Consider the following 15,072-nt stretch of genomic DNA (forward strand, 5'->3'; position numbering starts at 1 on the left):
TTCCACTTATATAAAAGTAAAAACATAAATAACCAGTTGTGTTTTTAGTATGCTTTGTTAAAAATGAACTATACATTTTATTTTGTGGCTACCCGGTTTAATTCTTTCATACCTTTAATAAAACCGATAACTTCTTGGTAGCGATTAGGATAGGTATTTCGATCCCAACGGAAACTAATTTTTAAGTTTTGATTTTCTGTTCCTAATTGTATCATACGTCCATACTTGTTTGCATAGAGAAATAACTTCTCTCCATCAACAAGTTGACTGGCTTGCGCTTCTACAATTAATGTAATACCTTGTTTGTTTTCTTTAATTGATTCTATCCGTTGTCTCTTTGCTTCTATGCGCAACGTTGTAACATCAATTAGGTTAGAAACCTCACTCGGGTAGTCACCAAATCGATCAATTAATTCTTCGCTAATCCCCATAACATCTTCATCCGATTCCGCTGTTTGGAATTGTTTATACATATCGATTTTTTGCTTTCCATCCGGAATATAAGTATCTGGTAAATAAGCATCAATGGAAAGATTGATTTCTGGATTAAACTGTTTAATTTCCTCTTCTAACTTTCCTTCTTTTCGTTTTTCAACAGCTTCAGTCAACATTTGAGAATACATATCAAACCCTACCGAGTCAATAAAGCCATGTTGCTGTGCCCCTAATATATTACCAGCGCCTCGGATAGACAAATCACGCATTGCTATTTTAAAACCAGATCCTAGTTCTGTGAATTCTTTTATTGCTTGTAGTCGTTTCTCGGCTATTTCAGTAAGCACTTTATTTTTTTGATACGTAAAATAGGCATATGCAATCCGATTGCTTCTTCCTACACGTCCACGCAGCTGATACAACTGACTAAGTCCCATTCGATCTGCATCGTAAACGATCAATGTGTTCACATTTGGTATATCAACACCCGTTTCAATGATTGTCGTACTCACTAGTACGTCATATTCTCCTTCTAAAAACCCGAGCATTACATTTTCAAGCTCTGTTTCATTCATCTGGCCATGTGCAACACCTACACGCACATCATCAACGAGCATACTAATTTCCTGTGCTTTACGTTCAATATTTTCTACCCGATTGTAAAGGAAAAACACTTGTCCTCCTCTTGCCATTTCCCGTTCAATAGCTTCACGTAAAAACATCGGATTATACTCTAACACATAGGTTTGAATCGGGAATCTATTAGCAGGTGGCGTTTCGATAACTGATAGATCTCTCACACCAAGCATCGACATATGCAATGTCCTCGGAATTGGTGTTGCAGTTAAAGTTAACACATCAACGTTTGTTTTTAGCTGTTTAATTTTTTCTTTGTGCTTCACACCAAAACGTTGCTCTTCATCAACAATTAGTAAACCTAGATCATGATAAATAACATCTTTTGATAATAAGCGGTGTGTACCAATAACTATATCGATCAAGCCTTTTTTTAAACCATCTAAAGTTTCTTTCTGTTGTTTACGTGTCCGAAAACGGCTTAATAAACCTATATTCACTGGATAATCTTGAAAACGTTCCATCACTGTTTCAAAATGTTGTTGGGCTAAGATTGTAGTAGGAACTAAAAAAGCAACTTGTTTTCCTTCAGCAATTGCTTTAAACGCTGCACGAATAGCAACCTCTGTTTTTCCATATCCTACATCCCCACATAGCAAGCGATCCATTGGACGAACACGCTGCATATCTTCTTTTATTTCTTCAATACATCGTAATTGATCTTCAGTTTCTTCATAAGGAAAAGCATCTTCGAATTCACGTTGCATAAGTGTGTCTTCGGAAAAAGCATGTCCTTTCGTTGCTTCACGTTCTGCATATAGTTTAATCAAATCGTCTGCAATATCTTCTACAGTAGATTGTACCTTACTCTTTACTTTTTTCCATTCGCTTCCGCCCAGCTTGTATAGTTTCGGCTCTTTTCCTTCTGAACCTACATACTTCTGAACTAAATCAATTTGATCGATTGGAACAAATAACTTGTCATCACCAGAGTATTTTAATAGCATAAAATCTTTGTGTACACCATTCACTGCTAAATTCTCAATACCTACAAAGCGACCAATTCCATGATGAACATGAACGACATAATCACCAATCTTTAATTCTTGATAGGATTTTATTCGTTCTGCATTAGAGATATTTTGTTTTCTCTTTGTCGTTTTTTTCGTTGTTTTCTTAAATAATTCTTTTTCAGTGATGATTGCTAGCTTGTGTAATGGCAATTCAAATCCACCATTTAGTTCACTAATCATAATGGATATTTTGTCTACAGGAAGTTCCACATCATTATCAATAATTTGGGCGCCCATTTTGTAATCTTGTAAAATAGATTGCACTTTTTCTGCTCGTTCTGCATTAGGAGTTAATACAAGAATAGAGTAGGATCCTTTTTCCCATCGGTCGACTTCGTTTTGTAATACATGCATTTGCCCATGAAACTGTTGCATAGCGCGACAAGATAGGTTAACAATATTTTGTGGGTTCGTATTCGGTATATGTCGCAGAAATACAGACAAATAAAGCTTCGGGTGCTTCATTTCTCCCCAAACTTTATGCCAGTCAAAAGAAAACTTTGCTGTTCGTACCATTTGATGTTCTTCCAATAATGTCTGATGCCATTCTGCATCGGTTTGATCAAGGTGTAATGCTGCCTCTTGAATCCGGCTCATTTCATCTAACACGATACAACCGTTCTCAGGTAAATAATCTAGTAAACTGTTTTTTTCTTCGTAGAAAAAACTAACATATTTGATTAACTCTTGGTACCGTTCCTGTTGATTCAAACGGTCGATATCTTCTGTAATTGCTTGTGATAGCTTTTCACCCACAGCTGGATCATGTATCTTTTTTAAATCATTTGCTAAAGCTGCTTGTAGACGTTGTGCACCTGTTAATAAGTCTTGGTCTGTTAAAAGCATTTCTGTAACTGGCTGAATTAAGGCATGTTTCTTTTTCTCTAGTGATCGCTGTGATTCCGGATCAAATAATCGGATCGAGTCTACTTCTTCGTCAAATAATTCCACTCGAACTGGATTTGATTCTGTAATGGGATACATATCTAAAATCCCACCACGTAAACTAAATTCACCCGGACTAGCTACCATATCTACACGTTGATAGCCCATATGAATTAATGTCTTTAAATAGTTATCAATCGATATATCTTGACCAACTTCAAAAATAAGTTGAAAGTCTTTCCAATAACTTTTGGGTGGTAACATCCGCTTCAAAGCAGCAACTGGCGCTACTAGAATACCTTTTCCACTTTGTGACCAGTTGGTTAGTGATTGAATACGCTGACTTCTTAATTCCGGACTGGCTATCGCCATTTCTGAGGTGATCAGTTCATTAACTGGATACAAATGAATAGCTTCTCGGTCCGATGATAACTTGATTAAATCATCATACAATTGTTGCGCCTGGGTCAAGTGATGCGTAACAAGCAGGATTGGTCGTTCAGTTGCTTCTTTTAAAATGGATACTAATAAACTTCTTGCAGAACCAGTTAAGCCACTAACAAGCTGCTCATTTAACCCAGATGATAATCCGTTAATTATCGAGTAAATATCGTTATGATGAGATAAAAAATCTTTTATTCCCTTCATTTTCTTCCCCCTAATATGTCACACATGCATGATAGTTTTTTACGTACAAAAATGCTTTGGTTGAATAACCAAAGCTAAAAAAGCATTGTCTTCTATCTATTTAATTGTTTTTGTATTGTGTTATTGAATAAACGAATCTAATGCATGATAGTGAGGGTTATGTTCTAATGTGTCTTGGCAGTCCTCACATATCACTTTAATTTCAATGTCACCATTTTCAACATACTGTATCATTTCTTTTCTATCTTCAGATGAAAGTGCCTGAAAGCCTAATAGCTTGGCATCAATTACATCTTGATTGATTGTACCTAAAAGCTGTTTACAGTGTCGACACTTGTACAATATCGCCATCTAAATTACCTCCAATAGAAATGACCTTTATTATAAGCATTTCCATTGGCAAGCGTTTTATACACTATATGATTATTGGTTAAAATCATTCATTACTTCTGGAAAAGGTTTGTTCATCCAAGCATTACAAGCTGCTACGGCATGATCGATCGCTTCTTCCACTAATGGTTGTTGTGCTTTATAAAATTCACCTAAAACGTGGTCAACAACACTGACTTGATTTACTGGACGATCAATTCCGATACGAAGGCGGTTAAATTGCTTTGTTCCTAAATGATCAATCATAGAGCGAATGCCATTGTGACCACCGTGCCCTCCTTTTTGACGAAGCCTTACCTTTCCTGTCGGCAAATCAAGGTCATCATAGACCACTAAAATATCATCGATTGCTAATTTATAAAAATCCATCATAGGGCGAACCGACTCACCTGATAAGTTCATATACGTTTGAGGCTTTAGGAGGACAATCTTTGTTTGATCAACTGTTTCCATTGTATATAAGCCATTGAACTTCGATTTATTAATATTCCAGCTATGCTCATTTGCAAGTTTATCTAATACCATAAAACCGACATTATGGCGCGTTTTTTCATATTTTCTTCCTGGATTACCTAATCCTATAATGCATTTCATTCTATTCACGTCTTTCTTTAAACAATTTATCTACGCTTTATATTCTACTTATTTATCTAAGAAAAATAAAGCATTAGCTCATTTCTATAAAAATAGCTTGGACAATGTCCAAGCTATTTTCACTTTATATTATTCTTCATCATCTGCTTTTTCGTTAATCACTTCTGGTTCTGCTGGTTCTTCTTCTGTTGTTTCTTCTTCAGCTGTATCAGGAGCAGTAACTGTCACAATTGTTGTATTCTCATCTTCAAGTATTTCATAGTTCTTGCCATCTTTTAAATCAGAAACCATAATGCTGTCTCCAATTTGTAAGTCTGACACGTCAATCATTATTTCTTCAGGAATGTCAGCAGGCTTTGCTCGAACAGCTAATGCATACAATGGTTGCTGAAGCACGCCACCTTCTTTAGATCCTTGTGCTTCGCCTTCTAAACGAACGGTTACCTCAACATCCATTTCTTGTGACATGTTCACTACATAAAAGTCCGCATGAACTAACTCATCTCTAATCGGTTCAATTTGATAATCATGTAGCATTACATCAACTGATTTACCTTCTACATCTAATGAAATAATTGCGTTTCTTCCTTCATCACGAACTGTTTTAAGCAATTCTATACTATCAACTGAGATCGTGTTGGATTGCTTGTTATTTCCATAGACAACTGCTGGTATACGTCCTGATTGTCTGATTTTCTTAGTGTTCGATTTCTGTAAATCTTCTCTTTTTTTCGCTTTTAGTTGTACTGCCAAGTTCATCAACCTCCAATAAATTTGAAAAAACTAGATCTATCTTAGGTTATTCCCTGTTACCTACAACATTAAACATAAAAAATGAATTAATCAAATAATACACTTACAGATTGTTGCTCATGCACACGAATAATTGCTTCACTTATTAACGGAGCTACAGATAAAGTTTTCACTTGCTTTGTTTGTTTTTCCTTAGGTAATGGAATAGAGTTTGTTACAACAAGCTCTTTAATTGGAGAGTCTCCAATTCGATCCATAGCAGGTCCAGATAATACTGGGTGCGTACAACAAGCATATACTTCTTTTGCACCGTTTTTAATTAGTGCATTTGCACCTAGCGTGATTGTTCCTGCTGTATCAATAATATCGTCAATTAGAATAGCTGTTTTCCCTTCGATATTCCCGACAATATTCATTACTTCTGCTACATTAGGACGTGGACGACGTTTATCAATAATTGCTATTGGAGCTTTAAGACGTTCTGCTAATTGACGAGCTCTTGTCACACCTCCATGGTCTGGTGAAACAATTACAACATCATCTAATGCTTTCTCTTTCCAATAATCAGAAAGAATTGGAACACCAACTAGCTGATCAACAGGAATATCAAAGAAACCTTGGATTTGTGGAGCGTGTAAATCTAATGAAATGACACGAGAAGCGCCAGCCACTTGTAATAAATCAGCTACTAATTTTGCTGTAATTGGTTCGCGCGCACGAGCTTTACGATCTTGACGCGCGTAACCATAATAAGGCATGACAATATTGATCGTTTTGGCTGATGCACGTTTTAGAGCATCAATCATAATCAACACTTCCATAATATGCTGATTAACTGGTACACAGGTGGATTGAACTACATATACATCACAACCACGTACACTTTCCTCAATATTGATCTGAATTTCTCCATCGCTAAAAGTGGTAACTGAGCATTCTCCTAAAGGAACACCTATTTCATCTGCTATTTCTTGTGCTAAATGCGGGTTAGAATTAAGGGTAAATACTTTCAAAAAAGAATCTTGATATTCCGCTGACATGTTGTCAAACCTCCATTTGTTCTATTTGTGCTTATTTATTCGTTTTGCATATGATTGCTTGTTCACTTGCTTCGAACGAGCTATTGATAAAGCATCTGCTTCAACATCTTTATTAATTGTAGATCCTGCCGCTACAAGAGCACCTTTTCCTATGGTAACAGGTGCAATCAAGTTGGCATTGCATCCAATAAAAGCATCATCTTCTATTTTAGTCAGGTATTTTTTTTCGCCATCATAGTTCACTGTAATCGTACCACAACCTACGTTTACATTTTTCCCTATTTCTGCATCACCAATATAACTTAAATGAGAAACCTTACTCTTATTTTCTATGTTTGCTTTTTTCACTTCGACAAAATTACCAATTTTCACTTCATCACCAATCGTTGCTTCAGGTCGAATGTGTGCATATGGACCAATATTTACGTTATTGCCAATGTCACTATCTGCTGCAACACTTTGTTTAATAATTGTATTTTCACCAATTACGCAATTATTAATCTCTGTATGTGGTCCAATAATAGAACCAGTACGAATAATTGTTTCACCATTAATAATACAACCTGGCTCAACTACTACATCCTGTTCAATACGTACACTTGGCCCTATATAAGTATTGTCTGGATCAATTATAGAGACACCATTTCGCATGTGCTCTAAATTAATTCTGTTTTTCATTACTTTTTCCGCTTTTGCCAACGCTACACGATCATTGACACCAATCGTTTCATCAGGATCTGTTGTTTGGTAAGCAGCAATTGTTTCATTTGCTTGCTTTAGTATCTCAATTACATCAGGTAGATAGTATTCTCCCTGCGCATTGTCATTTGACACTTTATTTAGTGCATCAAATAATAATTCATTATCAAAGCAATATGTACCTGTATTAATCTCATTTACTAAAAGTTGATCACTCGTTGCATCTTTGTGCTCGACAATTTTTGCAACATTTCCATCATCATCTCGTATTACCCTACCATATCCAGTCGGATCTGTAATCGTTGTCGTCAACACTGTTGCTTTTGCTTGTGATTGTACATGTTGGTCAAATAATGCAGCCAATGTGTCAGCTGTTAATAAAGGCGTATCCCCACAAACAACTAAGGTTACACCTTGTTCATTACCAATCATAGGAGCTGCCTGCTTAACAGCGTGTCCAGTACCTAATTGTTCTTCTTGAAGCACAAACTCAGACGACTCACCAAGTTGCTGTTTCACTTGTTCTGCACCATGGCCTACAATTGTCATTACCTTCTTTAATTGCAGTGCTTGTAACTGATCGATCACGTGTTGCACCATAGGTCTTCCTAATACAGGATGTAAAACCTTGTATTTCTTGGACTTCATTCTAGTTCCTTGCCCAGCTGCAAGAACAATCGCATATCTGTTTTCCATCGAGATAGCCTCCGTTTTTCCTTTTAATTAGTGGCTTTTGCATTTAAAAATATATTATTCGTTCTATTAATACTTCTCATATACGTTTTTTGTAAAATCATCTTTATTTTGTCAAATTTTTCAGAAAATATTTTACTTTTGTAAAAGTCCCTGCTTCATTAAATTAATTTATATACATTAACGAATATATCCTAATTACCGCTCTATTTCAACAATAAAATCCGATTAAATAAAGTACAGAAAATTCGGCAAAAAGAAAAAGTCTAATCTGGATGATTAGACTAAGATGGCAATCTATTTACTTATGAAGCCCCTGCTCCTTCATATTGCACTTCTTCTTCCCCGACACGGCGATATTCTTCTAATACTGCTTCTTGAATCTTGCCTCGAGTACCAGAATTAATTGGGTGGGCTATGTCTCTAAACTCACCATCTGGTGTACGTTTTGAAGGCATAGCTACAAACAAGCCACTATTGCCATCAATTACACGAATATCATGTACAACAAATTCCTGATCTAATGTAATAGAAGCAATTGCTCGCATTCTCCCCTCGGTATTCACGCGGCGTAATCTAACGTCTGTTACTTCCATGTGTGTTCACCACCTTTTCCCATAAAAAACTTATTACCATAATTCAACATAAGTATAGTAATTCCTGCTTATTTTTTTAAAAAAATAAATATTTTTTTATAGTTCTAAAAATTGTCACAAACTAGGGATAGAATTTAACACAAGAAAAATGGAAGCGATTACGCCAGATCACTTTACCAAACACAATCATAACAGCTATTAGCGCAGCATTTATTTAAATAAGTTGCCTTTATGCACTTCTATTTGTTGATTGCGCACATCAACATTCGATATTTTTACAAGAGAGGTATAATCATTTACTACTCGTTCATCTTCCTCATCTTCCGCTTCTGCTAATACACCAATACCGGCAACCTGAGCATCAAATTCTTTTAATAGACTTTTCATTCCATCAATCGTTCCGCCAGCCTTCATAAAATCATCAATAATACAAACACGCGCACCTTGTTTTAGGCTTCGCTTGGTAAGTACCATTGTTTGTATTTTACGAGAGGAGCCTGACACATAATTAATGCTCACTGTTGATCCTTCCGTAATCTTTGGATCCCGTCTAACAATAACTACTGGAACGTTTAAGAAAGAAGCTACAGCATAGGCCAAAGGTATCCCCTTTGTCGCAACAGTGACTACAGCCTCTATACCAAGTGAGGCAAATTCACTAGCAAACAAACGACCAATTTGACGGATGGTGTCGGGTTCACCAAGAATATCACTCATAAATAAATATCCTCCAGGCAACAACCTGTTTGGATCTTCTAAACGATCACATAATTGATTAATAAATTGATCACTATTTTCTTTACTATATTGTGGAACATACTTCACTCCACCAGCAGCTCCAGCAACAGATTCAAGATAACCAATACCTTCTTGCTGTAACATTTTATTCATAATCGTCAAATCTTCACTAATTGATGATTTTGCTGCTTGATATTTTTCAGCTAGAAAAGGAAGGGAAATTAATTGAAGCGGGTGTTCTAACACATAGTTTGTCATTCCGATTAAACGATCACTTCTTTTCATAAACACACCTCTAAAAAACGAATATTTTAAGATAAAGATAACATTTCATACGTCTTTAAGCAAGTTGACTAAGCAAACGATTCCACTTATATCGATGCCTGGTTGTTTTCTTTTATTTAAAAAAAGAGACAAACCCAGATTAGGATTTGTCTCTTAATAATTGTTGTTCTGCCATTTCAACGGCACGCTTTACCATATTCCCTGCATCTCTTGCTTTAATACCGCCCCAACCTTCTTTTTGAACGGTGTCGTAAAAACCTAATTCCTTGGCAATCTCTTCTTTCAATCGATCGGACATAACGCCACGACGTCTACTCATAACAGAGATCGCTCCCTTCTTTGTTTTATAGGCCGACATAAATAGTATATGTAACATCTGTGATTATATTAGTTGATATAATGGACAAGAAGGGGATTTCCAATATTTAAAAAAACAAAAAGCAGCAAACCTTGTTTACTGCTCTCCTACCGCTATCTTATTTCTTTCTTCGATGAAGCTCAACTCTACTGTTTCTGTCAAAATATCCGCATAGCTGTATGAAACGCGTTCAAATGCGTTCTCTTCTTGATCGAGTGCAACAATAAACACTGCAGGATACGTTTCAGCCAATGTTCCATACCGTTCCACTGTCTTTCTTCTTCCACCATTGGCAGTTAGCTTTAAACGCTTTCCAATTTGGCAATCCAGACCTTGTTTAATTTCGACTAATGTTTTGGCCAATATACTCCACCTCACTAAGAATGATTATAACACAGGCTTGTATTTCAGTCAATAAAATATTACATTATAACAAGTAATTGTTTTACTTGTCAACAAAATATTTCGCGACTTCTCCATTATTTATTAGGGTTTCACAAATATGTAAAATTATGTACAAAAAAAGAAGGTTTATTCTCACCTTCTAATTTAAATCCTCTTTTACATATGGCATGCCCGTGCGCAGCAACCCTTTTGTTTCAATCCCACCTAAACCTTTTTCGCCTGTTAATGTATTTTTTAGTGCATCGTATACACTTACCTTCTCCATAAAGGATGTATAGGCAACTTTTGCAGCAATATAGACAGGATCCAAAGCATGTATGTTAATTCTTGATGGTGAGCTGGCAAAATTAGCTCCGGCTCTAATTAACGATTCAAAATGAGATTGACATGCACCTGCAAAAATAACCAATTGGTCTACATTTGGAACAACATTTCTAGCCGCTCTCACCGCATCAACGAAATATTGGGAATGACGGTAAGCGCGGATATCTTTTTTTTCTCCTTTATTACGTAAAAAAGCATCATGCCCTGTAATTACAATCATATCCGGTTGAATCTTTGTAATTAAACGTTCCATTTCTCCCGGCATTTCTCTTTCATCACAATAAAGGCCATGTACCTGCAAACCTAGCCGTTGATACAAATCAATACACTTCTTCAAATACAGTTTATCTCCGTCCAAGTGAAGGACGCGAGCTGGTATTTGAAAATAATTTGCATCTTGGTGGTAACCAGCAGTCGATTCATAATTTCTTTTTTCTTTCATTAATTGATAATCTTGACGAAACAACCGAAAAGAATAATCGGCCTTTTCTTTTTCTTTACTTTTCCAATGTTGCATTTCTCGCTCTTGAACTTTCTTTAGATCGGTCAATGCAGCATCCGCTTCTAAACGAATGTCCTCTCCGTACAAAACAGCAACATGATTCGTTATGTGATTGATTCGAAAAAGAACATCATTACTATATGAATTTCTCGTAACTATATCACCAGTAACAAAGGACATGGCTCACCCACCTCATATTTGCGATAGACGTTCTACCATAGATTATGGTCACTGAGGTGAATATGTGCACCTAATACCTACAAAAAAGCATTAGACAAATCTGCAAACTCTTGAATAGACAGAGATTCTCCACGACGAGTTCCATCTATTCCTGCATGTTTCAATCTTAACTCAATTTCTTCTTTGTCATATACTTGAGAGAAGTGACGATTTAAATTATTACGTAAGGTTTTTCTTCTTTGAGCAAAAGAGCCTTGTACCAAATCAAAAAAGAACGTTTCATCTGTAACCTCTACTAACGGTTTTTCCCTTTGTTTTAGATGCAACACAGCTGAATCGACATTAGGTTGCGGCATAAATACGGTTTTTGGAACGTTAAGCGCAACAGACGCCTCTGTATAATATTGCACAGCAATGGATAATGAACCATAACTTTTCGTATTTGGTTTTGCAGCCATACGATCGGCAACTTCTTTTTGAATCATTACCGTAAAACTTGAGATAGGCAATTGTTCCATCAACAACTTCATTAAGATCGGGGTAGTTACATAATAAGGTAAATTAGCAACCACTTTTATTTCTTTCGTATTTGGACAGTACTTGTTTACTACCTCTACTACATTAGATTTTAATATATCTTGATAAATAATATTGATGTTATCATAATTACCAAGTGTATCATCTAAAATTGGATCTAAGCGTTGATCTATTTCAAATGCTATGACCTTCTTGCTGTGAATTGCTAATTGTTCTGTTAATGCCCCGATTCCAGGACCAATCTCTATAACAGTCGTTTCTTCATTTACATTTGCCACTTCTATGATATTTTTTAGTGTATTCACGTCAATAATAAAGTTTTGACCCAAACTTTTTTTAAATGAAAATCCATACTTGTTTAAAATTTCCTTAGTTTTGGTTGGTGTCGCAATTGCCTTAAAAGTCATTATCTTTCCTCCTGGAGAATCATAGCCATCTCTTTTGCTAACTGTTCTTTTGATATTTGAAACATATGCAATCTTTTTAACAACTGCTTTCCGTTAGAATAACCTATTCTTAGTTTTCGTGTTAATTTTTCTCTTCGTACTTTTGCTTGCGGGCCACCCACTAAGCCAAAATCAATTAAATCTTCTTTTGTTATTTCAACAGGGTGTAATTCTGTTAATTCATAAACTTGAGACAACGCTTCTCGTATTGTTTCAATCGATGCGTGTTCAATACCAATTCCTTTATCATATTTACCTCTGGCTTCATCTTTCGTTAAAAAAGCATGTTTGCATCCAGGAACCGCTTCCGAAACAATATTCCGAATCCGTTGCCCTGGATAATCGGGATCCGTGAAAATAATAATTCCACGCTTTTCTTGCGCGTGTTTAATCTGATCAAGGATTTGCTGATTAATTGCTGATCCATTTGTTTCGATTGTATCTGCTTTAACTGCTTGCTTAATTTTAGACGTATCATCTTTTCCTTCAACAACTATAATTTCTTGTATTTGCACACTAGTGTCTCCCATTCATTTATCTTTGTATATTATAGAATTCAACTACACACTTAAGCAAGTACTCTATAGCTAAAACAACAGAAAAAGAGGGAGAGTGTCTTCTTCGACAATCCCCCTCATCCTATTTGTGTATTATAAAACACTAATCCAAAATGGTTACCTTTACCGTTTTTCTCCCATACCTAAGAGCAGCAGCACGTGATGGTAAATGCACATCAATTCGATTTCCTCTAATATTACCACCAGTATCTCTAGCTATAGCATACCCGTAACCTTCAACATGTACCTTTGTACCTAAAGGAATTACACTAGGATCAACAGCAATTACCCCATTAGGATTTGCTTTCAAATTATAACCTGTTGCAGTCAAACCTGATCCACTACATGTTTTACAATCCCAATTATAAGCAGTAGCTTTCATATATAATGTTTTAGAAGATGTACTATCTCCACGAGAAACAGTAGTCACTCCAGTGTTTTTGATTACTTTCGTACCTACCGCAACGACGCGATCTTTACTTTCTCTTTTTACATCTTCAGCTAATAATTTTCTATCTACTTCTTTACCGTTTTCTAGAGTCAATTCATATTTCTTCTCAACTAACCCTGATTGTCCGGAATCAACTACTTGCTCTGTTCCTTTTTTTAAAGAACTATCATTTTTCTTTACTGTAGCATACTTCATTTCTTCTTCTACCACTTCAGTTACTTTTTCAACACGGGTAATGGTTACAGTTGTTCCCTTTGTAACATTAGCTTTTTCTGATGGTTTTACACGGTCTAACTCATTCAAAGTAATCGATTGATTGGATAGAAAATCACTTACTTTGTTTGTTGTTGTCCAAACCTTTGACTCTTCTCCACCATCATTAAGCGTAACCTGAAATGCTTTTTCTATTGAAATATCCATTGCATCTTTAATCGATTGTTTGGAATCGACAGATAATATATCATGCTTTTCAACAGTAATATCCTTCTCCTTCAGAAAAGAATCTACTGTATCTTCTGTTGTATAGTAAGTATTTGGTTCTCCGTCAACAGTTAACACAACTTCTTTCGCTTTTTCATATACTATTTTCATATCATTTGTTATAAGTGCTGTTTCTTCATGCGAAAGTGCATCATGTTCTGCTACGTTTATTTCGAGCTCTTGCATTAAATCCGCTACCGTCTCAGCATGTGTTTCTACTGTTTGTGCTTCACCATTAACGGTCACTTCGACTTTCGCCTCTGTAGCTTCATAAGTAACCAAAGCCACAAATGCAAGCAACACAATCACTGAAATAACAGGTATTACCAACTTTTTATTCCATGTTGGCAATAGCTTGGAAAGATTTTTCATCCTCTTTTGCCTCCTTTATACCCGCCGTTGTATTATATAAACAATGCAAAGGGGTGTCAAACAGACAAAAGAGGGTGTGAAATGATAGTTAAGGCTTATATATCAACGTTTATAGAATGAAACACCCTGATTGTTTCATCTTTATTAAAAAAAGATTACAATCAAGTTTCTTCGTAATATTTCCGTAAAATAAGCAATAATCAGTTGGTTTTTTAACTTAAACCAAACAATCTCAATGCATTTTTCTTGGTAGCTTCTTGTACTTCTTTGACCGTTAGTTCACGGAGCGCAGCAATCTGTTCTGCAACTAGCGCAACGTAGGATGGTTCATTTCTTTTCCCGCGATTTGGGTGAGGAGCGAGAAATGGACAATCTGTTTCAATTAAAAGTCTATCTAACGGAACCATTTTGGCAACTTCTTTCGGCTCTGTGGCATTTTTAAATGTTACAGGACCTCCTAAAGAAATATAAAAGTTCATATCAAGACAAGCCTGAACATAGCTAGGGGCATCATTGTAACAGTGCATAATACCACCAATTTCACTTGCGTTCTCTTCTTGCAATATTTGTATGATATCTTCCGTCGCTTCACGGTTATGGATGATGATTGGCATATTCACTTTACGTGCTAAACGTATTTGTTTCCTAAACACTTCTTTTTGTACATCATGTGGTGACTTATCCCAATGGTAATCTAATCCCATCTCTCCTAAAGCCACCACTTTTGGATGATCGACCAATTCCTCTAACCATTTTAGTTCTTTTTCTGTAAAGTCAATCGCATCTACCGGATGCCAACCTACCGCTGCATAAATATCCTCGTGCTTTTCAGCTAGTTCAATTGCTTTAGGTATTGTTTCGTGATCAAATCCTACAATAACCATATGAGAAACTCCTGCCTCTCTTGCACGAGCTATTACTTCTTCACGATCTTCGTCAAACTGCTTCACATTTAAATGTACATGTGTATCGAATAACATTGTTTTCCTCCTATTGCTGTTTGTCATACGAAAAGGAAAACGCCCATCAACATGTATCGATAAGCGTTTAACTTT

The 15,072-nt window shown here is 36.0% G+C and carries 15 protein-coding genes; all 15 read right to left on the reverse strand.

Features of this window, described 5'->3' with window-relative positions; genetic code table 11:
• Nucleotides 1–77: 77 nt before the first annotated feature.
• The 15 genes from mfd to HP569_RS13095 all read right to left on the reverse strand — a co-directional run bounded on the left by mfd (nucleotide 78) and on the right by HP569_RS13095 (nucleotide 14,997).
• Nucleotides 78–3,617, reverse strand: coding sequence for a transcription-repair coupling factor (mfd, locus tag HP569_RS13025; RefSeq protein ID WP_182201612.1), 3,540 nt, complete (start codon nucleotides 3,615–3,617; stop codon nucleotides 78–80).
• Between the two features lie 120 nt (nucleotides 3,618–3,737).
• Nucleotides 3,738–3,968 carry an anti-sigma-F factor Fin gene (gene fin / locus HP569_RS13030; RefSeq protein WP_182201613.1) on the reverse strand — a complete coding sequence of 77 codons (231 nt, stop codon included), beginning with the start codon at nucleotides 3,966–3,968 and terminating at the stop codon, nucleotides 3,738–3,740.
• 72 nt (nucleotides 3,969–4,040) lie between these two features.
• On the reverse strand, nucleotides 4,041–4,601 hold the full coding sequence (pth, locus tag HP569_RS13035; protein ID WP_182201614.1) for an aminoacyl-tRNA hydrolase: 561 nt from the start codon (nucleotides 4,599–4,601) through the stop codon (nucleotides 4,041–4,043).
• 129 nt (nucleotides 4,602–4,730) lie between these two features.
• A complete protein-coding gene (locus tag HP569_RS13040; protein ID WP_182201615.1) occupies nucleotides 4,731–5,354 on the reverse strand; it encodes a 50S ribosomal protein L25/general stress protein Ctc in 624 nt (207 codons plus the stop codon).
• Between the two features lie 86 nt (nucleotides 5,355–5,440).
• Nucleotides 5,441–6,394 carry a ribose-phosphate diphosphokinase gene (locus tag HP569_RS13045; RefSeq protein ID WP_182201616.1) on the reverse strand — a complete coding sequence of 318 codons (954 nt, stop codon included), beginning with the start codon at nucleotides 6,392–6,394 and terminating at the stop codon, nucleotides 5,441–5,443.
• 21 nt (nucleotides 6,395–6,415) lie between these two features.
• Entirely contained in the window at nucleotides 6,416–7,789 is a 1,374-nt protein-coding gene (glmU, locus tag HP569_RS13050) for a bifunctional UDP-N-acetylglucosamine diphosphorylase/glucosamine-1-phosphate N-acetyltransferase GlmU (protein ID WP_182201617.1), read from the reverse strand.
• Nucleotides 7,790–8,091: 302 nt separating this feature from the next.
• Nucleotides 8,092–8,382, reverse strand: coding sequence for a septation regulator SpoVG (gene spoVG / locus HP569_RS13055; protein WP_182201618.1), 291 nt, complete (start codon nucleotides 8,380–8,382; stop codon nucleotides 8,092–8,094).
• A gap of 210 nt (nucleotides 8,383–8,592) precedes the next feature.
• Nucleotides 8,593–9,405: a pur operon repressor gene (gene purR / locus HP569_RS13060; protein ID WP_182201619.1), complete on the reverse strand. Its 813-nt coding sequence runs from the start codon at nucleotides 9,403–9,405 to the stop codon at nucleotides 8,593–8,595.
• A 139-nt stretch (nucleotides 9,406–9,544) separates the two neighbouring features.
• Nucleotides 9,545–9,724 carry a small, acid-soluble spore protein, alpha/beta type gene (locus tag HP569_RS13065; protein WP_182201620.1) on the reverse strand — a complete coding sequence of 60 codons (180 nt, stop codon included), beginning with the start codon at nucleotides 9,722–9,724 and terminating at the stop codon, nucleotides 9,545–9,547.
• A 135-nt stretch (nucleotides 9,725–9,859) separates the two neighbouring features.
• Nucleotides 9,860–10,126, reverse strand: coding sequence for a biofilm formation stimulator Veg (gene veg, locus HP569_RS13070; protein ID WP_182201621.1), 267 nt, complete (start codon nucleotides 10,124–10,126; stop codon nucleotides 9,860–9,862).
• 181 nt (nucleotides 10,127–10,307) lie between these two features.
• Nucleotides 10,308–11,174, reverse strand: a complete 867-nt coding sequence (gene yabG, locus HP569_RS13075) for a sporulation peptidase YabG (RefSeq protein ID WP_182201622.1) — start codon at nucleotides 11,172–11,174, stop codon at nucleotides 10,308–10,310.
• Between the two features lie 77 nt (nucleotides 11,175–11,251).
• Nucleotides 11,252–12,118, reverse strand: coding sequence for a 16S rRNA (adenine(1518)-N(6)/adenine(1519)-N(6))-dimethyltransferase RsmA (gene rsmA / locus HP569_RS13080; protein WP_182201623.1), 867 nt, complete (start codon nucleotides 12,116–12,118; stop codon nucleotides 11,252–11,254).
• On the reverse strand, nucleotides 12,118–12,672 hold the full coding sequence (gene rnmV / locus HP569_RS13085) for a ribonuclease M5 (protein ID WP_182201624.1): 555 nt from the start codon (nucleotides 12,670–12,672) through the stop codon (nucleotides 12,118–12,120). The genes rsmA and rnmV overlap by 1 nt, the downstream gene beginning before the upstream one ends.
• Before the next feature lie 145 nt (nucleotides 12,673–12,817).
• A complete protein-coding gene (locus HP569_RS13090; RefSeq protein ID WP_182201625.1) occupies nucleotides 12,818–14,017 on the reverse strand; it encodes a ubiquitin-like domain-containing protein in 1,200 nt (399 codons plus the stop codon).
• Between the two features lie 212 nt (nucleotides 14,018–14,229).
• Nucleotides 14,230–14,997: a TatD family hydrolase gene (locus HP569_RS13095; protein ID WP_182201626.1), complete on the reverse strand. Its 768-nt coding sequence runs from the start codon at nucleotides 14,995–14,997 to the stop codon at nucleotides 14,230–14,232.
• Nucleotides 14,998–15,072: the final 75 nt, after the last annotated feature.

Origin of the sequence: Paraliobacillus salinarum (genome assembly GCF_014083865.1) — a bacterium.
Taxonomy (GTDB): domain Bacteria; phylum Bacillota; class Bacilli; order Bacillales; family Amphibacillaceae; genus Paraliobacillus; species Paraliobacillus salinarum.